The sequence below is a fragment of the Aeromicrobium sp. IC_218 genome (assembly GCF_004336805.1).
Taxonomy (GTDB): Bacteria; Actinomycetota; Actinomycetes; order Propionibacteriales; family Nocardioidaceae; genus Aeromicrobium.
This window is the reverse complement of record NZ_SJXM01000005.1, coordinates 192,173-212,556: the sequence shown is the minus strand read 5'-3', so window position 1 is coordinate 212,556 and position 20,384 is coordinate 192,173. Positions and strand designations below refer to the sequence as shown.

Annotated in this window: 23 protein-coding genes; 15 read left to right on the top strand and 8 right to left on the bottom strand. The window is 73.4% G+C overall.

What is annotated here, in order from left to right; all coding sequences use genetic code 11:
* Positions 1-6: 6 nt before the first annotated feature.
* Positions 7-543: a hypothetical protein gene (locus E0W78_RS08380; protein ID WP_131403402.1), complete on the bottom strand. Its 537-nt coding sequence runs from the start codon at positions 541-543 to the stop codon at positions 7-9.
* Between the two features lie 135 nt (positions 544-678).
* On the opposite strand from E0W78_RS08380, the gene E0W78_RS08375 reads away from it, so the two are divergent.
* From E0W78_RS08375 to E0W78_RS08360, 4 genes are all read left to right on the top strand, one after another.
* Complete coding sequence (locus tag E0W78_RS08375; protein WP_131403401.1) at positions 679-957, top strand: GNAT family N-acetyltransferase; 279 nt, start codon at positions 679-681, stop codon at positions 955-957.
* 147 nt (positions 958-1,104) lie between these two features.
* A complete protein-coding gene (locus E0W78_RS08370; protein WP_131403400.1) occupies positions 1,105-2,478 on the top strand; it encodes a DEAD/DEAH box helicase in 1,374 nt (457 codons plus the stop codon).
* A gap of 246 nt (positions 2,479-2,724) precedes the next feature.
* On the top strand, positions 2,725-2,979 hold the full coding sequence (locus E0W78_RS08365; protein ID WP_131403399.1) for a hypothetical protein: 255 nt from the start codon (positions 2,725-2,727) through the stop codon (positions 2,977-2,979).
* A gap of 145 nt (positions 2,980-3,124) precedes the next feature.
* On the top strand, positions 3,125-3,985 hold the full coding sequence (locus E0W78_RS08360; RefSeq protein ID WP_131403398.1) for a DNA-formamidopyrimidine glycosylase family protein: 861 nt from the start codon (positions 3,125-3,127) through the stop codon (positions 3,983-3,985).
* A gap of 23 nt (positions 3,986-4,008) precedes the next feature.
* Here the strand turns inward: E0W78_RS08360 and E0W78_RS08355 are convergent, their stop codons facing one another.
* The gene (locus E0W78_RS08355) at positions 4,009-5,295 is read right to left on the bottom strand and encodes a hypothetical protein (protein WP_131403397.1); all 1,287 of its coding nucleotides are present in this window, start codon (positions 5,293-5,295) and stop codon (positions 4,009-4,011) included.
* A gap of 115 nt (positions 5,296-5,410) precedes the next feature.
* On the opposite strand from E0W78_RS08355, the gene E0W78_RS08350 reads away from it, so the two are divergent.
* From E0W78_RS08350 to E0W78_RS08340, 3 genes are read left to right on the top strand one after another with little or no spacing between them, the layout of a single operon-like run.
* Entirely contained in the window at positions 5,411-5,746 is a 336-nt protein-coding gene (locus E0W78_RS08350; protein ID WP_131403396.1) for a YnfA family protein, read from the top strand.
* A 50-nt stretch (positions 5,747-5,796) separates the two neighbouring features.
* Positions 5,797-6,420 carry a hypothetical protein gene (locus tag E0W78_RS08345; protein WP_131403395.1) on the top strand — a complete coding sequence of 208 codons (624 nt, stop codon included), beginning with the start codon at positions 5,797-5,799 and terminating at the stop codon, positions 6,418-6,420.
* A 2-nt stretch (positions 6,421-6,422) separates the two neighbouring features.
* Entirely contained in the window at positions 6,423-7,238 is an 816-nt protein-coding gene (locus tag E0W78_RS08340) for a DUF72 domain-containing protein (protein WP_131403394.1), read from the top strand.
* Position 7,239: 1 nt separating this feature from the next.
* On the opposite strand, the gene E0W78_RS16550 is transcribed toward E0W78_RS08340, so the two are convergent.
* From E0W78_RS16550 to E0W78_RS08325, 3 genes are read right to left on the bottom strand one after another with little or no spacing between them, the layout of a single operon-like run.
* Entirely contained in the window at positions 7,240-7,830 is a 591-nt protein-coding gene (locus E0W78_RS16550) for a TetR family transcriptional regulator (RefSeq protein WP_165570446.1), read from the bottom strand.
* A complete protein-coding gene (locus E0W78_RS08330) occupies positions 7,827-8,555 on the bottom strand; it encodes an ABC transporter permease (protein ID WP_131403392.1) in 729 nt (242 codons plus the stop codon). The genes E0W78_RS16550 and E0W78_RS08330 overlap by 4 nt, the downstream gene beginning before the upstream one ends.
* Positions 8,552-9,271 (bottom strand): ABC transporter ATP-binding protein, encoded by a 720-nt coding sequence (locus E0W78_RS08325; RefSeq protein ID WP_131403391.1) that lies wholly within the window; start codon positions 9,269-9,271, stop codon positions 8,552-8,554. Before E0W78_RS08325 ends, E0W78_RS08330 begins: the two co-directional genes overlap by 4 nt.
* An 80-nt stretch (positions 9,272-9,351) precedes the next feature.
* Here E0W78_RS08325 and E0W78_RS08320 point away from each other — a divergent pair, with 80 nt between their 5' ends.
* The 3 genes from E0W78_RS08320 (at position 9,352) to aroQ (ending at position 11,269) form a co-directional block, all read left to right on the top strand.
* The gene (locus E0W78_RS08320; RefSeq protein ID WP_131403390.1) at positions 9,352-10,431 is read left to right on the top strand and encodes an NADH:flavin oxidoreductase/NADH oxidase; all 1,080 of its coding nucleotides are present in this window, start codon (positions 9,352-9,354) and stop codon (positions 10,429-10,431) included.
* Positions 10,432-10,519: 88 nt separating this feature from the next.
* Positions 10,520-10,798, top strand: a complete 279-nt coding sequence (locus tag E0W78_RS08315; protein WP_131403389.1) for an SAV_915 family protein — start codon at positions 10,520-10,522, stop codon at positions 10,796-10,798.
* Positions 10,799-10,837: 39 nt separating this feature from the next.
* On the top strand, positions 10,838-11,269 hold the full coding sequence (aroQ, locus tag E0W78_RS08310; RefSeq protein WP_131403388.1) for a type II 3-dehydroquinate dehydratase: 432 nt from the start codon (positions 10,838-10,840) through the stop codon (positions 11,267-11,269).
* A 108-nt stretch (positions 11,270-11,377) separates the two neighbouring features.
* Here the strand turns inward: aroQ and E0W78_RS08305 are convergent, their stop codons facing one another.
* Positions 11,378-11,680: a DUF1905 domain-containing protein gene (locus tag E0W78_RS08305; protein ID WP_207392681.1), complete on the bottom strand. Its 303-nt coding sequence runs from the start codon at positions 11,678-11,680 to the stop codon at positions 11,378-11,380.
* A 75-nt stretch (positions 11,681-11,755) separates the two neighbouring features.
* On the opposite strand from E0W78_RS08305, the gene purL reads away from it, so the two are divergent.
* Both purL and E0W78_RS08295 read left to right on the top strand, forming a co-directional pair.
* Positions 11,756-14,071: a phosphoribosylformylglycinamidine synthase subunit PurL gene (gene purL / locus E0W78_RS08300; RefSeq protein WP_131403387.1), complete on the top strand. Its 2,316-nt coding sequence runs from the start codon at positions 11,756-11,758 to the stop codon at positions 14,069-14,071.
* The gene (locus E0W78_RS08295; protein ID WP_131403386.1) at positions 14,071-14,421 is read left to right on the top strand and encodes a sterol carrier family protein; all 351 of its coding nucleotides are present in this window, start codon (positions 14,071-14,073) and stop codon (positions 14,419-14,421) included. The genes purL and E0W78_RS08295 overlap by 1 nt, the downstream gene beginning before the upstream one ends.
* A gap of 55 nt (positions 14,422-14,476) precedes the next feature.
* On the opposite strand, the gene E0W78_RS08290 is transcribed toward E0W78_RS08295, so the two are convergent.
* Both E0W78_RS08290 and E0W78_RS08285 read right to left on the bottom strand, forming a co-directional pair.
* Positions 14,477-15,787, bottom strand: a complete 1,311-nt coding sequence (locus E0W78_RS08290) for a glycoside hydrolase domain-containing protein (RefSeq protein ID WP_131403385.1) — start codon at positions 15,785-15,787, stop codon at positions 14,477-14,479.
* 49 nt (positions 15,788-15,836) lie between these two features.
* A complete protein-coding gene (locus tag E0W78_RS08285; protein ID WP_131403384.1) occupies positions 15,837-17,396 on the bottom strand; it encodes a long-chain-fatty-acid--CoA ligase in 1,560 nt (519 codons plus the stop codon).
* 103 nt (positions 17,397-17,499) lie between these two features.
* On the opposite strand from E0W78_RS08285, the gene purF reads away from it, so the two are divergent.
* The 3 genes from purF (at position 17,500) to E0W78_RS08270 (ending at position 20,368) form a co-directional block, all read left to right on the top strand.
* Positions 17,500-18,990, top strand: coding sequence for an amidophosphoribosyltransferase (gene purF / locus E0W78_RS08280; RefSeq protein ID WP_131403383.1), 1,491 nt, complete (start codon positions 17,500-17,502; stop codon positions 18,988-18,990).
* Positions 18,987-20,054 carry a phosphoribosylformylglycinamidine cyclo-ligase gene (gene purM, locus E0W78_RS08275; RefSeq protein ID WP_131403382.1) on the top strand — a complete coding sequence of 356 codons (1,068 nt, stop codon included), beginning with the start codon at positions 18,987-18,989 and terminating at the stop codon, positions 20,052-20,054. Before purF ends, purM begins: the two co-directional genes overlap by 4 nt.
* Before the next feature lie 137 nt (positions 20,055-20,191).
* Complete coding sequence (locus E0W78_RS08270) at positions 20,192-20,368, top strand: DUF3073 domain-containing protein (RefSeq protein WP_019144549.1); 177 nt, start codon at positions 20,192-20,194, stop codon at positions 20,366-20,368.
* The last annotated feature ends 16 nt before the right edge of the window (positions 20,369-20,384 follow it).

Sequence of the window (20,384 nt, the reverse complement as noted above, 5' to 3'; positions counted from 1 at the left end):
CGACGGTCAGCCGACGGGGGAGGGGCAGCCCGTCTCGACGTGCTCGGCGAGCGGGGCGACCAGGCCGTCGCGGGCCGGGGCCACGACCTCGGCGAACCAAGCCGGGTCCACGGCGTCCTGCTCCGCCCGCTGGGCGACGTCCAGCTGGTCGATCGCGCTGCGCAGCCGCGGACCGTCACCGTCGGACTCCGCCGCGAGCACCTCCGCCTCCCACGCGCACTGCCAGCGGAGCCGCAGCTCCTCGTCGGCCGAGCCCCACTGCAGGTACGGCTCGGGGTCGATGCTGTGGCGGCGCTCCACCTCGTCGACGACCGCCCGCGCGTCGACGGAGGCGGGGAACGGTGCGCCGAGACGCTCGACGGCCGCGGCGGTCCCGGCGTCGAGCGGCGCCTCGGTCGTGGCGGCGGCGGCCGGCTCGTCGGTGCAGCCGGGGCAGCCGACGACGACCGCCGCCACCGCGATCCCGGCCAGGGCGCAGCCGAGCACGACGGCCGAGACGACGGCGAGCGCGAGGGCCCGGCCGCGTGAGCGCTTCCCGCGCATGGGCACGTCCGATCTGTCGAGGAGCCCCGAGCGTAGGCGGAGCGCGGGGCACCGCGGGCCGGATCGCCCGCGCGGACCGGCTTACTGGTCGGACGTCCGGGAATGCCGTCGGCGTCCGGCCGCGTTGTGCCTGGCATGAGCCGACAGGTGCGACGCGACGAGCAGCAGTCCCGCTACGAGATGGTCATCGACGACCAGGTGGCGGGCTTCGCCGACTACGTCGACCAGGCGGACCTGCGCATGTTCCCGCACACCGTCACGTCCATGCAGTTCCGGGGGCAGGGCGTCGCCGGCGAGGTCGTCAAGGTCGCCCTCGACGACGCGCGCAGCGAGGGCAAGAAGGTCGTCCCCGCCTGCTCGTACGTGGCTGACTACATCGACCGTCACCCCGAGTACGCCGACCTGCTGAGCTGACGATTCCGCCCGGCAGGCACCCGCCTGCTAGGCTCGAGTCGTTGAGCCCCCGTTCCGGCTGCGGCTCGCAACCCCATCAATGCCCGTCGATGATGCGCACTCCCGCGCGGTCTGGACGAACGGGCGTCTTCACGAGTCTGTGAGTACATGACCCATCCTGTGGGCAGCCCTGCGCTGCCGTCCTTCTCCTCCCTCGGTCTGCCGAAGCCCGTCGTCGCCACGCTGGCGCGCAAGGGCATCGAGACCCCCACGCCCATCCAGCAGGTCGTCCTGCCGGACGCGCTCGCCGGCCGCAACGTGCTCGGCCGGGCCAAGACCGGCTCGGGCAAGACGCTCGCGTTCGGCCTGCCCGTGCTGGCCGCCCTCGCCGGCGGCGAGCGCCGTCCGAAGGCGCCGCGTGGCCTGATCCTGCTGCCGACCCGCGAGCTCGCCACCCAGGTGCGCGACGCGCTGGACCCGGTCGCCGAGGCCCTCGGCCTGCGCATGGCGACCGTCTACGGCGGCACGTCCATCGAGCGCCAGATCCAGCGCCTGCGCTCGGGCGTCGACCTCGTCGTCGCCACCCCCGGCCGCCTCGGCGACCTGATCGAGCGTCGCGCTGTCACGCTCGACCGCATCGAGGTCACCGCCCTCGACGAGGCCGACCACCTGTGCGACCTGGGCTTCTACAAGCCGATCGACCGCCTGCTGGCGCTCACGCCGGCCGACGGCCAGCGGCTGCTGCTCTCGGCCACGCTCGACGGCGACGTCGACCGGCTCGTGCGCCGCCACCTGCCCCAGCACGTCCTGCACGAGATCGAGTCCGACGAGTCCGACGCCGCCGCGATGGAGCACCACCTGCTGGTGACCCCGCGCGAGCAGCGGCTCGAGGTCGTCCGCGCCCTCGTCGAGGCCAACCCGCGCGCGATCGTCTTCACCCGCACCAAGCGCGGCGCGACCCGTCTGGCCAAGCAGCTGACGACCGCCGGCATCGAGGCCGTCGACATGCACGGCGACCTGGCCCAGAACCGCCGCGAGCGGAACCTGGCCAAGTTCAGCGCCGGCCAGGCCAGCGCGATCGTCGCCACCGACGTCGCCGCCCGCGGCATCCACGTCGACGACGTCCGTCTGGTCGTCCACTTCGACGTGCCGGCCGAGCACAAGGCGTTCACGCACCGCTCGGGCCGCACCGCCCGCGCCGGTGAGTCGGGCACGGTCGTCACCATGACGATGCCCGAGGACCTGCGCGACACCCTCGCGCTGCAGCGCAAGGCCGGCGTCGCCGCGCGCCGCCACACCGCGGCCAACGCCCCGCGCCCGATGACGGCGCAGGCGCTGTCGACCAGCGGCGAGCTGCCCAAGGACGAGCCGCAGGGTCAGCACCAGCCGACCGGCGGACGTCCGGCCCGCCAGGGCCAGGGCGGACGTCCCGGTGGCGGCGGTGGCGGTGGCAACCGCAACCGGCGTCGTCGTCCCAGCGGCAACGCCAGCCGCTCGGGCAACGGCGGCGGCGCGGGCCGTCCCCGCACCCCCCAGCGCTGAGGTCCGCTCCCTGAGCCTGTGCTGGGAGCCCGCGACCGACGAGCCCGCCGTCCCCTCGGGGCGGCGGGCTCGTGCGTGTCACGGACGTCACGTCCGCCCGGGAAACCGCTGGATGCCAGGGAAATCTCCCCCGCTTTCCTCGGTTTACCTGGTCTACCAGGTAAACCGAGGAAAGCCGTTCGGCCCCGCGGCGGTGGGCGGCGGCCTAGGCTGCGGTCTGCCCGTCCCGTCGTCGAAGGAGTCCCCATGGTCGTGCGTCAGGCGCTCGTGCGCACCGGGCTGACCCTGCTGGTCGTCGGCGCCCTGGTCTTCGGCCTCCCGGCGCTGTTGGCGTGGACGTCCGACTCCTCGGAGGCGGGAACCACCGAGCACGCCCCGCTCCCCGTCGACAGCCCCGAGCTCGTCATCGGGCTGGCGGGGTTCCTCCTGGTGCCCGGGGCCCTGCTGTTCGTGCTCTTCCTGCTCTACGGTCGCTGGCGCGAGACGACCACGGCCCGCTGACCGAGCAGGGGTCTGCCAGGAAAGCCGACGGACGCCAGGATCATTTCCCTGGCCTTCGTCGGTTTACCACGTAGACCAGGTAAACCGACGCCCCGCAGAGCCCGTTCCGCGTGACCTCGTCCCCGGTCGGTGCCAGACTCGCGGCATGCCTGAGCTGCCCGAGGTGGACGCGCTCGTCGGCTTCCTGCGCGAGCGCGCGGTCGGAGCCGTCGTCGCCGAGCTCGAGCTCGCCTCGTTCTCGGTGCTCAAGACCTTCGACCCGCCGGCCTCGGCGCTGTCCGGCCTGCAGGTGGTCGGCGTCGCCCGCCACGGCAAGATGATCGACCTGGACGTCGACGGGCTGCACGTCGTGGTCCACCTGGCCAAGGCTGGCTGGCTGCGCTGGTCCGACCAGCTCGCCGACAAGAAGCTCAAGCTCGGCGGCCCGATCGCCGCCCGCCTCCGCCTGGACGCCGGTGACGGTCCGCACGTCGGCTTCGACGTCACCGAGGCCGGCACCCGCAAGGGCCTGGCGATGTACGTCGTCCGCGACCCGCACGAGGTCCCCGCCATCGCCGCGCTCGGCCCCGACCCGCTCGAGCCCGGCTTCGACGTGCGCCCGCTCGTGCGCGGTCGCCGCATGCAGGTCAAGCGCTTGCTGCGCGACCAGAAGGTCGTCGCGGGCATCGGCAACGCCTACAGCGACGAGATCCTGCACGCGGCGCGGCTGTCGCCGTTCCAGATCGCCGACACGCTCGACGACGAGCAGCTCGACCGGCTGCAGACTGCCCTGCACGACGTCCTCACCGAGGCGCTGCAGGAAGCCGCGGGCAAGCCGGCCTCCGAGCTCAAGGACGACAAGCGCACCCGCATGCGGGTCCACGGCCGCGCCGGTGAGGCCTGCCCGGTGTGCGGCGACACGGTGCGCGAGGTGTCGTTCGCCGACTCCTCGCTGCAGTACTGCCCGACCTGCCAGACCGGCGGCAAGCTGCTCGCCGACCGGCGCACGTCCAAGTTCCTCAAGTAGCCGGTCGGCGGACGCTCACCCGCTCACCGGCTGCGGCGGTCGTCCTTGTCGTCGGTCGGTGGCGGGACGTCGAGGGGTGCGCGCGAGGCCAGCCACTGGCCGATCTGCTCGCGGTGGCTCAGCACCTGCTCGGCCGCCTCGACCGTCGCAGCGGCCTGAGCGTCCTCGCTCTCGCGGGCGAGCCACGGGAAGGTGCGGGCGACGTCCGGCGGCTCGGCGACGTGCTCGAGCAGGCGGGCCAGCACGGCGTGGGCGGCGTCCTCGCGGTCGCGCTGCTCGGCCAGCTCGCGCCGGGCCTGGTCGCGCAGGACGCCGACGACCTCGCGGTTCTCCAGCGCGTGGTGCCACAGGCGCACGACCAGCACCTGCAGGACGACGCGGTCGGCGGCGCGCAGCGTCTCCATCGCCGAGGCGAGGTCCTGGAGCAGCAGCTCGACCCGCTCGGGGTTCGGCTCGGCCCAGAAGGGCGAGTCCTCCGCGCCCTGGGTGACGAGCTCCTCGACGTCCGCGCGGGCGGCGGCCTGGTCCTGCACCGCCTGGTCCAGGTGCGGGGCCAGCAGCCCCCACGTCCCGTCGGGCAGCTGTTCGAGCCCCCGGACCGGCTCGTAGACGCGCTCGATGATGCCCAGGTGGTTGCGCACCGACTCGCGCAGCTCGACCTGCGCCGGGTGCGGCATCCAGGTCGTGACGTCCACCAGCTCGCCCAGCTTCTGCTCCAGGCCGGTCATCTCCACGAGCAGCGACAGCGCGCTGAGGACGTACGCGGCGTCGCGGCTGGTGCCGGTGCCGGCACCGATCTCGCCCAGCTGCGGGACGCTCGCGATGCGGCCGTCGCGGGTGATGACGCCGAGCACGCGACCGCGGGTCCTGGCCACGGTCGTGGCGGCGGCGACACCGGTGGCCTCGAGCGAGTCGAGCACGACGAGCCGGACGGTGGTGGGCATGCCCTCGTACGCGCCGCGCAGGGCGGGGGAGACGTCGGCGACCGAGCGGGCGAGGCCCTCGGGCACGGCGATCCCGGACTGCCCGTGGGCGGACGTGCGCACGGCGGTGACGACGACGTACTCGTCGGGGTTGCCGGTCGGGAGCAGCAGCTCGGCCCCGGCCCGCAGCAGCGTGTCCAGCTCGCGCTGGGCGACGACCAGCTCGCGGCGACGGACCTGCGGGTCCTCGGACGTGGCGGGCGAGGGGGACGGGGTCGCGTCGGGGCCGGCAGCCGGCTGGCGGCGCTTGTCGTCCCCGGCGAGGAGGACGACGAGCAGCACAGCGGCGACGCCGGTCGCGAGCACCGCGACGGCCAGCTCGAGCATGCGACCTCCTTGTCAGGGGCAGATCCTACGGGTCCGCACGCTTTCCCGCGGAATCCTGGCGAGGATCACAGTCCGCGGACGGGGACGAGGGTGGCGGTTCTGCCACCATCGGGCCATGACCGTCGCGAAGTCGCTCGTCCTGTTCGCCGTCGCCGCCCTGGCCGAGATCGGTGGCGCCTGGCTCGTCTGGCAGGGCGTCCGGGAGCACCGCGGCTGGCTCTGGGCCGGCGCCGGCGTCATCGCGCTGGGGCTCTACGGCTTCGTGGCCACGCTCCAGCCGGACGCGAGCTTCGGCCGCATCCTGGCCGCGTACGGCGGTGTCTTCGTGGCCGGCTCGCTGCTCTGGGGCATGGTCGTGGACGGCTTCCGGCCCGACCGGTTCGACGTCGCCGGCGCCCTCGTGTGCCTGGTCGGCGTCGCGGTCATCATGTACGCCCCGCGCGGCGCCTAGCGGACGTCCGGCGACGGGCGGCCCGTGTGGGTCCCTCCTAGGCTGGCGGCATGAGGATGCGAGGGACAGGGCGCCGGGCCAACGAGTACGTCCGCAACGCGGCCGGACGGGTCGACGGCGGCACCCAGGAGGCGGCCACCCGGGCGGTGCAGGTGCTGGCCCCCACGATCCGGCTGCTGCGGCTGCCGTCGCTCGCGCTCGTCGTCGTCCCGCTGCCGCTGGAGCTGGCCACGCTGCTGCTCGCGCTCACCTGGGACGGCACCGCCCGCTGGGTCGGCGTCGTGGTCGCGCTGCTGATGCTCGGCGTCACCGGGTTCTTCGCGCTGCGCCGCAAGCGCATCCTCGACGCGGTGAACCAGCCCGCCGCGCTGGCCACCGAGCTGGCCGTGGCCATCAACCTCGCCGACCGCGTCGAGGAGACCCGCGGCGTGCTCACCCAGCTCGGCGGGGGCGGCGGCTGGCGGGTCTTCTCCCGGCTCCAGGGCGCGTGGCGAGGCGCGAGCATGCCGGCGCGCTGGATCGAGGGCGTCAGCGACCTGCCCCGGGCCCGCTACTTCGTCCCGCCGCGCCTGGGCACGACGATCACCGGCACCTTCGCCGCGCTCTGGATGGTGCCGGTGTCCCTGGTCGTGCTGCTGCTCGCGCTCGTCGGCACCGCGGCCGGCACCTTCTGACGATGGCCGGCACGGCGCGCATCGGCATCAGCGGCTGGCGCTACGCCGGCTGGCGCGGCGACTTCTACCCGAAGGGCCTGCGCCAGGCCGACGAGCTGCGGTTCGTGGGCGAACGGATGCGCACCGTCGAGATCAACGGCACGTTCTACTCGCTGCAGCGTCCCGAGAGCTTCCGCCGCTGGCGGGCCGAGGTGCCCGACGACTTCGTGTTCGCGGTCAAGGGCGGACGCTTCATCACGCACATGAAGAAGCTGGCCGACGTCGAGACGCCGCTGGCCAACTTCTTCGCGTCCGGCGTGCTCGCCCTCGGGCCGCAGATGGGGCCGGTGCTGTGGCAGCTGCCGCCGCGCCTGCGCTTCGAGCCCGAGCGGCTGGCGTCCTTCTTCGACCTGCTGCCGCGCACCACCGCCGAGGCGGCGGCGCCCGCCGCCCGCCACGACACCCGGGTGGACGGTCGCGCGGTCACCGAGTGCGAGGTGGACGTCCCGGTGCGGCACTGCCTCGAGGTGCGCGACGACAGCTTCCACGACCCGGCGTTCCTGGCCCTGCTGCGCGCCCACGACGTCGGTCTCGTCGTCGCCGACACGGCGGGGAGGTGGCCGCTGATCCGCGAGGTCACCAGCGACTTCGCCTACGTCCGGCTGCACGGCGACGAGGAGCTGTACGCGAGCGGATACTCGCCGCGGGCGCTCGACGAGGGGGCCGCGCTCGTGCGGGGCTGGACCGACCAGGGCACCGACGTCTACGTGTACTTCGACAACGACATGAAGGTGCACGCCCCGTACGACGCCCTCGCGCTGGCCGAGCGGCTGGCCTAGCTCAGTTCCCGTCGACGAGCGCCTGCACGGCCGGTCCGTAGACCCGGGCGAGGTCGCCGGGCGTGAGGTCGCGGACGTGCGGGAGCCGGGCGACGTACCGCGTCACCGCGAGCCCCACCACCTGCGCCGCGACCAGGGCCGCGCGTCCGTCGGCGTCCGGTCCCTGGAGCTGCTCGCGGACGCCCACGACCAGGACGGCGCGGGCCAGCTGCAGCGCCGGCGCCTGCTCGGGGTCGCCGGTCATCGCCGTGCGGAGCAGCGCGGCGATGACGTCCTCGTGCGGGTCCCAGGTCTCGGTGAAGGTCCGGACGAGCCGCTCGCCGAGCCCGTCCCGGCCGCCGTCCAGCACCTCGCGGATCCGGGCGGCCGGGTCGACCGGCAGCGCCATGGTGGCGACGAGCAGTCCCTGCTTGTCGCCGAAGTAGTGGCTCACCAGGGCCGCGTCGACGCCGGCCTCCCGGGCGACCGCGCGGACGGACGTGGCCGCGAACCCGCGCTCGGCGAACAGCCGGCGCGCGGCGTCGACGAGGGCGGTGCGCCGGTCCGCCCCGTCGGACGCCTTGGGCCGCCCGCGTCCCGGACGGGTGGTCACGCGGTCCGCCGCCGCATGCTGACGCCGGCCAGGGCGAGCGCGACGACGCAGCAGCCCACCAGCACGGCCACGTCGGTGAGCAGGCCCGAGGCGGCCGCCGTGCCGTCGGCCAGCTCCGTGAACGCGTCCGTCGCGTAGCTCATCGGCAGGACGTCCGAGACCAGCTCGAGCGCCCGCGGCATCTCCTCGCGCGGCAGCAGCAGCCCGCAGAGCAGGATCTGGGGCACGACGACGAGCGGCATGAACTGCACCGCTTGGAACTCGGTCACGGCGAACGCCGACATGAGCAGGCCGAGCGCGGTGCCGAGCACGCCGTCGACCACGGCGAGCAGCAGCATGAGCCAGGGCCGGTCGGCGTCCAGGTCGAGCAGCCACAGACCGACCGCGGTGGCGACGAGCGCCTGCACGACCGCCGCGAGCCCGAGCGCCAGGGCGTACCCGGCGACGAGCTCGCCCTTGCGCAGCGGCGTGGTCAGCAGCCGCTCCAGCGTCCCCGACGTGCGCTCGCGCACCATCGTCACGGACGTCAGCAGGAACATGACGACGAACGGGAACAGCCCGAGCATCTGCGGCCCGACCCGGTCGAAGACGGCGGGGGAGCCGTCGTAGACGAAGCGGAAGATCGTCAGCAGCAGCGACGGCAGCGCGACCACGAGCACGACGCTGCGCCGGTCGTGCGAGAGCTGCTGCAGCACGCGCCGCGCGGTGGCCAGCGTGCGGGTCATGCCGTGGCCGCCTGCTCGGCGATGGTGAGGAACGCCTGCTCCAGGTCCTGGGTGCCGGACCGGGTCCGCAGTCCGTCCGGGGTGTCGTCGGCGACGATCCGTCCCTCACGCATGAGCAGCACGCGGTCGCAGCGGGCCGCCTCGTCCATGACGTGGCTGGAGACGAGCAGGGTGCGGCCCTCGGCGGCCAGGCGTCCGAACAGCTGCCACAGGTCGCGGCGCAGCACCGGGTCCAGGCCCACCGTCGGCTCGTCCAGCAGCAGCAGGCGCGGGTCGCCGAGCAGCGCCGCGGCGAGGGAGACCCTCGTCCGCTGCCCGCCGGACAGGGCGCCGGCCAGCGACGAGCGGTGGCCCGTCAGGTCGACCGCCTCGAGCGCCCGCCCGGCCTCGGCGCGGCCCGTCCCGGCCAGGGCGGCGAAGTAGGCGAGGTTCTGCGCGACGGTGAGGTCGGGGTAGACCGACGCGGCCTGGGTGACGTACCCGACGCGGGTGCGGTTCGCCGGGGAGCCGGCCGGCTCGCCGAGGACGGTGACGCGCCCGGACGCCAGGCGCTGCACCCCGGCGATCGACCGGATGAGCGTCGTCTTGCCGCAGCCGCTGGGTCCCAGCAGGCCGACGACCTGCCCGGCCGGGACGACGAGGTCCAAGCCCGGCAGCACGGTCCGCCCGCCCCGCACCACGCGGAGCCCGGCGATCTCGACCGAGATATTCATCATGCGTTGAATATAGGCACGGTGACTCACGGACGGCAAGACCCGCGGAACAAGTCGGCCGGGGCGAGGCGTTGGCACCAGGCGTGACCCAGCTCTTCGAGCCGCTGACCCTGCGCGGCACCACGTTCCGCAACCGCATCTGGCTCGCGCCGATGTGCCAGTACAGCGTCGACGCCCAGGACGGCGTGCCGACCGACTGGCACCTGGTGCACCTCGGCTCGTTCGCCCGCGGCGGCTTCGGCCTCGTGCTCACCGAGGCGACCGCGGTGGTCCCGGAGGGACGCATCAGCCCGCAGGACACGGGCATCTGGGACGACGAGCAGGTCGAGGCCTGGCGCCGCATCGCCGACTTCGTCCGCGCCCAGGGTGCCGTGCCGGGCATGCAGCTCGCCCACGCGGGCCGCAAGGCGTCCACCTACGCGCCGTTCCACGACGGCGAGGGCACCGTCCCCGAGAACGAGGGCGGATGGCCGACGGTCGCGCCGAGCGCCCAGGCGTTCACCGGGTACGCCGAGCCGCGCGCGATGACCACCGAGGAGGTCGCCGCGCTGCCGCAGGCGTTCGCCGACGGCGCGGCGCGGGCGCTGCGCGCCGGCTTCGAGACGGTCGAGATCCACGCCGCGCACGGCTATCTGCTGCACCAGTTCCTCAGCCCGCTCTCGAACGAGCGCACGGACGAGTACGGCGGCTCCTTCGAGAACCGCACCCGGGTCGTCCGCGACGTGGTCGCGGCGGTGCGGGCCGTGTGGCCCGAGGACAAGCCGGTCATGGTCCGGCTCTCCGCGACCGACTGGGTCGAGGGCGGCTGGGACGAGGACCAGACCGTCGAGCTGTCCAAGGCGCTGGTCGGGCTCGGCGCCGACTTCGTCGACGTGTCCTCCGGCGGCCTGGACGCGCGGCAGCAGATCAGCGTCGGCCCCGGCTACCAGGTGCCGTTCGCGCGCGCCGTGCACGACGCGGACGTCCCGGCGGGTGCCGTCGGCCTCATCACCGAGCCGGCCCAGGCCGAGAAGATCCTGCTCGAGGGCTCGGCGGACGTCGTCCTGCTCGCCCGGGCCGCACTGCGTGAGCCGCACTGGCCGCTGCGCGCCGCCCACGAGCTGGGCGTGCCGGCCGCCGAGGCGCCGTACCCGCCGCAGTACGAGCGGGGCGCGTGGCGCTGAGCGCCCTGACGCGACGTTGACGGGGAGGGGGCGGATCCTGACGGTCCACCCCCTCCCGCGCGTCGCGGCACCGGCGCAGGCTGTGGCCATGGACCTGGAGAGACCGATGACCCTCGCGGTGCCGGTGCGCGAGGACGAGCACGGCGTCATGACGCTGAGCGTCTGCCGCCGTCCTGACGGCACCCGGGTCGGGCTGGCGTTCAGCGACGCCGCTCGGCTGCGCGCGGCGATGGGCCCCGGCCAGCGGCACGTGTCGCTCGGCCTGTCCGCGCTGCGCTCGATGCTCGGCGCGATCGGCGTGCACGTGGTGCAGGTCGACCCGGGCGTCGTCGCCCGCCCGGCCGGTGCCCGGCGCGCAGCGTCGTGACCCGCTGGCCCGCCGCCTGCGGACGCTAGGCTGACGCGCGTGACCCGCCGCCTGCTCATCGTCAACGGTCCGAACCTCAACCTGCTCGGCACGCGCGAGCCGGACGTCTACGGCCGGGCGACCCTGGCCGACGTCGAGGCGCTGTGCGCGGAGCGGGCGTCCGCCCACGGTGCGGAGATCCGGTTCGTGCAGAGCAACCACGAGGGCGTCCTCATCGACGCGATCCACGCGGCGCGCGAGGACTGCGACGGCATCGTCGTCAACCCCGGCGGACTGACCCACACGTCGGTCGTGCTGCGCGACGCCCTCACCGGCGTCGCCCTGCCCGTCGTCGAGGTGCACGTGTCGAACGTCCACGCCCGCGAGGAGTTCCGGCACCACTCGTACGTCTCGGGCATCGCCAAGGCGGTCATCGCCGGTGCGGGCATCGCGGGCTACGGCTTCGCGATCGACCTGCTCGCCCCCGCCTGAGCCCCAACCCCGCTCCCGGAGCCTGTCGAAGGGGCTTCGACAAGCTCAGCCAGCGGGGCGACGAGCTCAGCCACCGGGAGCGACATGCTCGGCCAGCGGTAGCTGCGGCTACAGCACCTCGACGGCGACCCGCACGGGCGAGCCCTCGTGCAGCTGCTCGGCCTCGCGCACCGCCTTCTTCACCGGCAGGACGTACGCCTCGGCCTGCTTGGAGGGGAACAGGGACGTCGTCCAGGTGGTGGCACCGACGCGGACCCGCACCTTGAGCGAGCCGAAGCCGGCGGCTCGGTCGCGGTGGCGCTCCTCGATCTCGTCGGACAGGTCGAACGGCAGCGTGGTGAAGAACCACGTGCCCGGGTCGTCGACCTTCCACACGGTGCTCTCGAACTCGTACTCGCGCGTCGTGCCCACGCGCCCGAGCCTGCCCGAGAGCACCGACACTCGTCGCCGTCCGGGCCCCGGCGCGGCGCGGGTAGGATTCACGGCGTGACCGACGCCGCCGCGCCCACCACCCGTCAGCTCGACACCGTCGAGGTCGCCACCGGCACCCCCGAGCGCGAGCTCCCGTGGTCCGAGCTGGGCCTCAAGGCCGACGAGTACGACCGCATCCGCGAGATCCTCGGCCGCCGCCCCACGGGCGCGGAGCTGGCCATGTACTCGGTGATGTGGAGCGAGCACTGCTCGTACAAGTCCTCGAAGGTCCACCTCAAGAAGTTCGGCGAGCTGTCGCAGGAGACGCCGCGCGGACGCACCCTCGCCGGCATCGGCGAGAACGCCGGCGTCATCGACATCGGCCAGGGCTACGCGGTCACCTTCAAGGTGGAGTCGCACAACCACCCGTCCTACGTCGAGCCCTACCAGGGCGCGGCCACCGGCGTCGGCGGCATCGTCCGCGACATCCTCGCCATGGGCGCGCGCCCGGTCGCCGTCATGGACCCGCTCCGCTTCGGCCCGCTGGACGCCGAGGACACCGCCCGCGTGCTGCCCGGCATCGTGGCCGGCGTCGGCGGCTACGGCAACTGCCTCGGCCTGCCCAACATCGGCGGCGAGGTCGTCTTCGACGAGACCTACCTGGGCAACCCGCTGGTCAACGCGCTGTGCGTCGGCGTGCTGCGCCACGAGGACCTCCACCTCGCCCACGCGACGGGCGTCGGCAACAAGGTCGTCCTCTACGGCGCCCGCACCGGTGGCGACGGCATCGGCGGCGTGTCCGTGCTCGCCTCCGAGACGTTCGACGCCGACGGCCCGGCCAAGCGCCCGAGCGTCCAGGTCGGCGACCCGTTCATGGAGAAGCTGCTCATCGAGTGCACCCTCGAGCTCTTCCGGGCGGGCGTCGTCAACGGCATCCAGGACCTCGGCGGCGCCGGCCTCTCGTGCGCCACGTCCGAGCTGGCCAGCGCCGGCGACGGCGGCATGCACGTCGAGCTCGACACCGTGCCGCTGCGCGACTCCAGCCTCTCGCCCGAGGAGATCCTCATGAGCGAGAGCCAGGAGCGCATGATGGCCGTCGTCGAGCCCGCGCACCTGGACGGCTTCATGGCCATCTGCGAGAAGTGGGACGTCGAGGCCGTCGTCGTCGGCGAGGTCACCGACACCGGCCGCCTGGTCATCGACTGGCACGGCGAGACCGTCGTCGACGTCCCCCCGCGCTCGGTCGCGCACGACGGCCCCACCTACGAGCGTCCCTACGCCCGTCCCGACTGGCAGGACGCCCTGCAGGCCGACGTCGCCGAGGCGCTCGCGCGTCCGGCCACCGGCGACGAGCTCCGCACCCAGCTGCTGGACGTCCTGGCGTCGCCGAACCAGGCCGACAAGTCGTGGGTCACCGACCAGTACGACCGCTACGTGCAGGGCAACACCGTCATGTCGCAGCCTGACGACGGCGGCGTGGTCCGCATCGACCCCGAGACCAACCTGGGCGTCGCCGTGGCCACCGACTGCAACGGCCGCTTCGCCAAGCTCGACCCCTACGCCGGTGCGCAGCTCGCGCTCGCCGAGGCGTACCGCAACGTCGCCGTCACCGGCGGCGAGCCGCTGGCCGTCACCGACTGCCTGAACTTCGGCTCGCCCGAGGACCCTGCGGTCATGTGGCAGTTCGAGCAGGCCACCCACGGGCTCAAGGACGGCTGCGCCGAGCTGGGCATCCCGGTCACCGGCGGCAACGTGTCGTTCTACAACCAGACCGGCGACGTCGCGATCCTGCCCACGCCGGTCGTCGGCGTGCTCGGCGTGGTGGACGACGTCCGGCTCCGCGTGCGCAGCGGCTTCGCCGCCGCCGACGAGCACGTGCTGCTGCTGGGCGAGACCCGCGAGGAGCTCTCGGGCTCGGCGTGGGCCGGGGTCGTCCATGACCACCTCGGCGGCATGCCGCCGGCGATCGACCTGGCCGCCGAGAAGGCGCTGGGCGCGCTGCTGCGGGCGGCCATCGAGGCCGGCCTGCTGACGTCCGCCCACGACCTGTCCGACGGCGGCCTGGCGATCGCGCTGGCCGAGTCGGTCATCCGCAACGGCGTCGGCGCGCACGTCGAGCTCGACGACCCGTTCGTGGAGCTGTTCAGCGAGTCCGCCTCGCGCGCCGTGGTGACCGTCCGCGAGGACCAGCACGAGGCGTTCATGACGCTGGCCGAGCAGCACGGCGTCGTCGTGTCGTCGATCGGCCGTACCGGCGGTGACGCGCTCGAGGTCGCCGGCTCGTTCAGCGTCCCGGCGGCGGAGCTGGAGCAGCGCTGGCGCGCCACCCTCCCGGCCGTGCTGGGCCACACCATCCCCGGTGCCATCGGCACCACCGCCGTCCAGGGCTGATGGCCCGCCGGCTGGTCCCGCTCCCGGCGGACGAGGCGTCGGCGCTGCTGGCACGCCTGGACGCCGGCGAGGCCGACCGTGCCGACCTCAAGGCCGTGGTGAAGCACCTGCTCGGCCTGCTGTCCGAGCGGGCGCCCGGACGCAGCGTGGAGGTGCGCGTGCCGCCGTACGCGGCCGTCCAGTGCATCGAGGGGGCGCGCCACACGCGGGGCACGCCGCCCGCCGTCGTCGAGATGGACGCCGACACGTGGATCGCCCTGGCCCGCGGTCGCCTGGCCTGGGCCGACGCCAAGGTCGCCGCGTCCGGCGAGCGCTCGGACCTGTCGCCCTACCTGCCGCTGTCGTCCTGACACGACGACGGCCGCCCCACCCGCCGGTGGGACGGCCGTCGTCGACCGGTGCGGCTCAGGACCGCCGGCCGGCCTGCAGCTTGCGCCAGACCGAGGCCTCCAGCGTCTGGTAGCCCGGCAGACCGTTCTTCTGCCGGTAGCGCTTGACCGCCGCGGCGGTGCGCGCGTCGAAGATGCCGTTGACGCTCACGTTCGCGCCGCCGGCCTTGAGCGAGCGCTGGGCGCGCCAGACCTTCTCGCCGGTCGAGCCGTACTTCAGCACGCCGCCGGTGGAGCCCTCGGCGAGCAGCGCGGCCCACACGGTGCTGCTGACGCGGCCGTTGGCCGACCAGCCCTTGGAGCGGCGGTACGTGTCGACCGCCCGGGCGGTGGCCGACGAGTAGCTGCTGCTGACCGACTTGACCAGGCCCTCGCGGCGCAGCAGGCAGCGCAGCAGCTTCACCTGGGAGCCGCGGCTGCCCTTCCTCAGCGACTGGTAGCGCGACTGGTTGAGCGGGACGCCGCAGGCCTTCTTGGCGCGCGTGGCTCGCGAACCGCCACCGGTCTGCAGGTAGTTGCGGTCGATGTTGACCGTGGCGCCCCCGTACGAGGCCTTCGTGTCGAGGTCGTACTGGTGGATGCGGCGGCCCTTCCAGCCGGCGTCCGACAGGTACTTCCCGCCCGAGACGTTCGCCCGGCCGTTCTCCCACGCCATCCACAGGTGGTACGGCTGCGTGAAGCCCTTGCGCTTGGTGCGGCGCGCCTCGTCGACCGACATGATCGCGGCGGCACCGCTGGAGTACAGGCCGGCGCGGTAGCCGCGCTTCGCGACGCGCTCGTTCCAGGCGTCGATGAACTCGAGAGTCGTGTTGTCGCACGCCCGGTTGCCGCGGTTGTAGTACTCGATGTCGAGGTACAGGACGTTCTTGGACCCGAAGCCGTAGCGGCGGGCGGCGACCGCGGCCTCGTCGGCGTCCACGCGAGCCTGCTGACGGGCGGTGCGCACGTCCGCGGCCATCCGCGACTTCTTGCCGCTGAAGCAGGGCGCCTGGTAGCCGACGTGGATGGGCAGGAAGCGCCACCCGCGGTCGGCCTGGCGCTTGACCCACGCCGGGCTCAGGTTCGGCTGCGCGCTCTCGGGGCACGCTCGGGCCCGGCCGGAGGTGTAGATGCCGACGACCGAGAACGGGGACGTCATGCGCCAGGTGTCCATGACCTGGTTCGACGGAGCCACGCAGGTGTCGAAGGCGAAGCCGGTGAAGCGGCCGGGAGACTTCGGGCTGGCGGCCCCGGCCGGCGCGGCGAGGGCCACCAGCAGGCCCGCGACGAGGGCGACCGAGGCGACCAGACCGAGCCGGCGGGTGGCCGGGCGACGGAAGGAGTCCATGCCTTCCAGGGAAACACGGCCTCCCCGCCGGTGGCAAAGTTTTCGCAGATCAGACCTGGCGCGAGGCCTGGCTCCAGTACGGCTTGCGCAGCTCGCGCTTGAGGATCTTGCCCGAGGGGTTGCGCGGCAGCTCGCCCAGCACGTCGAAGCTCGACGGCACCTTGTAGTGCGCGAGCCGCTCCCGGGCGAACGTGCGCAGGTCGTCGGCGGTCGTCGTCGCCCCGTCCTTGAGCACGACCACGGCCTTCACCGCCTCGCCCCAGCGGTCGTCCGGCACGCCGATGACGGCCAGCTCGAGCACGTCCGGGTGCTCGGCCAGGACGCGCTCGACCTCGGGGGAGTACACGTTCTCGCCACCGGTGATGATCATGTCCTTGATCCGGTCCTCGACGTAGACGAAGCCGCCGTCGTCGGTGCGGCCCACGTCGCCCGAGCGCAGCCAGCCGTCCTCGGCGAACAGCTCGCCGGTGGCGTCCGGACGTCCGAGGTAGCCGGGCGTGGCCTGCTCGGTGCGCCACCACAGCTCGCCGGCGGTGCCGGGCTCGACGTCGCGCCCCGTGGCCGGGTCGACGACGCGCAGCTCGACGCCCTCGATCGGACGTCCGGCCGAGACCAGGCGCTCGGGGTGCGCCTCGTCGCGGTGGGCGGCGTCGTCAAGCACCGTGGCCACGCCGCACATCTCGGTCATGCCGTAGACCTGCATGAAGTGGGTGGTCGGCCAGGCCTCGAGCGCCGCCCGCAGCACCGGCAGCGGCATCGGCGCCGCGCCGTAGCTGAACACCTTGAGCCGGCTGAACAGCGCCATCGCGTCCGGCCCGGCCTGGATCAGCCCGGCCACGACCGCCGGGACGAGGAACGCGTGCGTGCAGCCGGCCATCACCGCGCCGGCCAGCTTGGCGCCGTCGACCTCGCGCACCACGTACGCCGGGATGCCCGCGGCCGGCCCGAAGAACGCGTACGAGGAGCCGCCGACGTGGAACATCGGCATGGCCACCATGAGCATGTCGCCGTCGGTGTACTCCACGTCGCCGCCGCCGTGGGCGGTGTGCTGCACCAGGTTGTGCTGGGTGAGCATGACGCCTTTCGGGCGTCCGGTGGTGCCCGAGCTGTACATGACCGTGACGACGTCGTCGGGCGTCACCGCCGGGTCCTGGTCGAGCGGCTCGCCGGACGCGACGAGGGCCTCGTACTCGTCGTCGGGCCCGCCCACGACGACCACGCGCTCGATGTTGGTGAGCCGGTCGCGCACGAGGTTCACGGTGTCGAGCAGCTCGTGGCCGACGAGCAGCACGGTCGCGCCGCTGTCGTTGACGACGTAGTCGAGCTCGTCACCGGCCAGGCGCCAGTTGACGATCGCCTGCTTGGCGCCGAGCAGCGCCACGGCGTAGGTGGTCTGCATGATCGCGGGGTTGTTCTTGTCCAGGAAGGCGACGGTGCCGCCGCGCTCGACCCCGGCGGCCCGCAGGGCCCCGGCCAGGCGGCGGGCGCCGTCGGCGGCCTCGGCCCAGCTCCACGTGCGGCCCTCGTAGATCCAGCACGGGGCGTCCGGCTTCTCCTGCTCGCGCTGCAGCAGGTGGTCGACGACGAAGGTGGCGGGCGGCACGGCCATGGCGGACTCCTCGGTGTGTGAGCCAGGTCACCCGGAGCGTAGGGCGAGCGCGGGTGCATCGCGGGTGGTCGGGGCATCGCCGGACGTCCCGTAGACTGGCCGGGTGCCTCGCGGAGACGGACGCCTTACGCACGACCTCGATCCTCAGGACCGTGGACCCCAGGACGCCTGCGGCGTCTTCGGTGTCTGGGCCCCGGGGGAGGAGGTCGCCAAGCTGACCTACTTCGGGCTCTACGCCCTGCAGCACCGCGGCCAGGAGTCCGCGGGCATCGCGGTGAGCAACGGCCGCCAGATCCTGGTCTACAAGGACATGGGCCTGGTCTCCCAGGTCTTCGACGAGGCCACGCTCGAGTCGCTCACCGGCGACGTCGCCATCGGCCACTCGCGCTACTCGACCACCGGCGCCAGCGTCTGGCAGAACGCGCAGCCGACGTTCCGGCCCACCGCCACCGGCTCGGTCGCGCTGGCCCACAACGGCAACCTGACCAACACCGCCGAGCTCATCGCCACGCTCGCCGAGCGCGAGACCGGCACCCCCGCCCGCCAGGGCGAGCTGCAGACGTCCGACACCGGCGCCATGGCGTCGCTGCTGTCGTCCTACCCCGACCGCACCGTCGAGCAGGCCGCCTTCGAGGTGCTGCCGATGCTCCGCGGCGCGTTCTCGCTCGTGTTTATGGACGAGGGCACGCTGTACGCCGCCCGTGACCCGCAGGGCATCCGCCCGCTCGTGCTCGGCCGGCTCGAGAGTGGCTGGGTCGTGGCCAGCGAGACCGCCGCGCTCGACATCGTCGGCGCCTCCTACATCCGCGAGGTCGAGCCGGGTGAGTTCATCGCCATCGACGCCGCCGGCGTGCGCAGCGAGCGCTTCGCCCCGGCCGCGCCCAAGGGCTGCCTGTTCGAGTTCGTGTACCTCGCGCGCCCCGACACCCGCATCTCCGACCGCCGCGTGCACACCGTGCGGGTCGAGATCGGCCGCCGGCTGGCCCGGGCCAACCCGGTCGACGCCGACCTGGTCATCCCGGTGCCGGAGTCGGGCACGCCGTCGGCGATCGGCTACGCCGAGGAGTCCGGCATCCCGTTCGGCCACGGCCTGGTGAAGAACTCCTACGTCGGCCGCACGTTCATCCAGCCGTCGCAGACCCTGCGCCAGCTGGGCATCCGGCTCAAGCTCAACCCGCTGCGCGACGTCATCGCCGGCAAGCGGCTCGTGGTGGTGGACGACTCGATCGTCCGCGGCAACACCCAGCGCTCGCTCGTGCGGATGCTGCGCGAGGCCGGCGCTGCCGAGGTGCACGTGCGGATCTCCAGCCCGCCGGTGAAGTGGCCGTGCTTCTACGGCATCGACTTCGCCTCGCGGGCCGAGCTCATCGCCAACGGCGCCTCGACCGAGGAGATCCGCCGCTCGATCGGCGCCGACTCGCTCGCGTACGTCGAGCTGGACGAGCTCATCGAGGCCACGGAGGTCCCCAAGGACGACCTGTGCCGGGCCTGCTTCGACGGCATCTACCCGGTGCCGCTCCCCGAGGACGACATCATCGGCAAGCACCTGCTCGAGGACCGCACGCCGAACCCCGAGCTGAAGGTGCTGCCATGACCACGTCCCCCAGCAGCTACGCCGCCGCCGGCGTCTCCGTCGCCGAGGGCGACCGCGCCGTCGAGCTGATGAAGCAGTGGGTCGAGAAGTCCCGCCGGCCCGAGGTCGTCGGCGGCATCGGCGGCTTCGCCGGACTGTTCGACGCCTCCGCGCTCAAGCGCTACTCCCGCCCGCTGCTGGCCACGTCGGCCGACGGCGTCGGCACGAAGGTCGCCATCGCCCAGGCCATGGACGTCCACGACACGATCGGCTTCGACCTCGTCGGCATGCTGGTCGACGACCTGGTCGTGTGCGGCGCCGAGCCGCTGTTCCTCACCGACTACATCGCCACCGGCAAGGTCGTGCCCGAGCGGATCGCCGACATCGTCAAGGGCATCGCCATGGCGTGCGCCGAGTCCGGCACCGCCCTGCTCGGCGGCGAGACGGCCGAGCACCCGGGCCTGCTGGGCGTCGACGAGTACGACGTCGCCGGCTCCACCACCGGCGTGGTCGAGGCCGACCGCCTGCTCGGTGCCGAGCTCGTCCGCCCCGGCGACGTGGTCGTGGCCATGCGCTCGTCCGGCCTGCACTCCAACGGCTACTCGCTCGTGCGCCACGTCCTGCTCAACCAGGCCGGCTGGCAGCTCGACCGCGAGGTGCCCGAGCTCGGCGGCACCCTGGGCGCCGAGCTGCTCACCCCGACCCGGCTGTACACCAAGCCGTGCCTGGCCCTGGCCGACCAGCTCGAGGTGCACGCGATGTCGCACGTCACCGGCGGCGGCCTGGCGGCCAACCTCGCCCGCGTCGTGCCCGACTCCGTGTCGGTGCGCGTCGACCGCGGCACCTGGACGCGCCAGCCCATCTTCGACCTCGTCGAGCAGGTCGGCTCCGTGCCGCAGGCCGACCTCGAGGAGGCGCTGAACATCGGCGTCGGCATGGTCGCGCTGGTCGCGCCCGACGCCGCCGACGCGGCCGTCCGGCTGCTCGCCGAGCACGGCGTCGACGCCTGGATCGCCGGCGACGTCGCCGCCGCGGGCGTCCACGGCGAGGGCGGCTCGGTCACCCTGACGGGAACCCACGGCTAGGCCTCTTCCCGCCCGTCAGGCGCCACGAGTCACCACGGTGTGACATTCGTGGGGCTGGTTCGTGCTTTCCCGTCGTCGTTGGGTAGGGTGGGTGCCACGACGTATTGATGCCTATCTCTCTGTGAGGGGGTCGACCCATGGGGCGCGGCCGAGCCAAAGCCAAACAGACCAAGGTCGCTCGCGATCTGAAGTACCGAACGTTCGACACGGACTTCACCGATCTTCAGCGCGAGCTCCACGGGGAGTCGGGTGACCCGATCCCCGACCAGTACGTCGACCTCGTGCATCAGCGCGAGGACCCGGCCGCCAGCTGAGCTGGCCAGCCGGGCC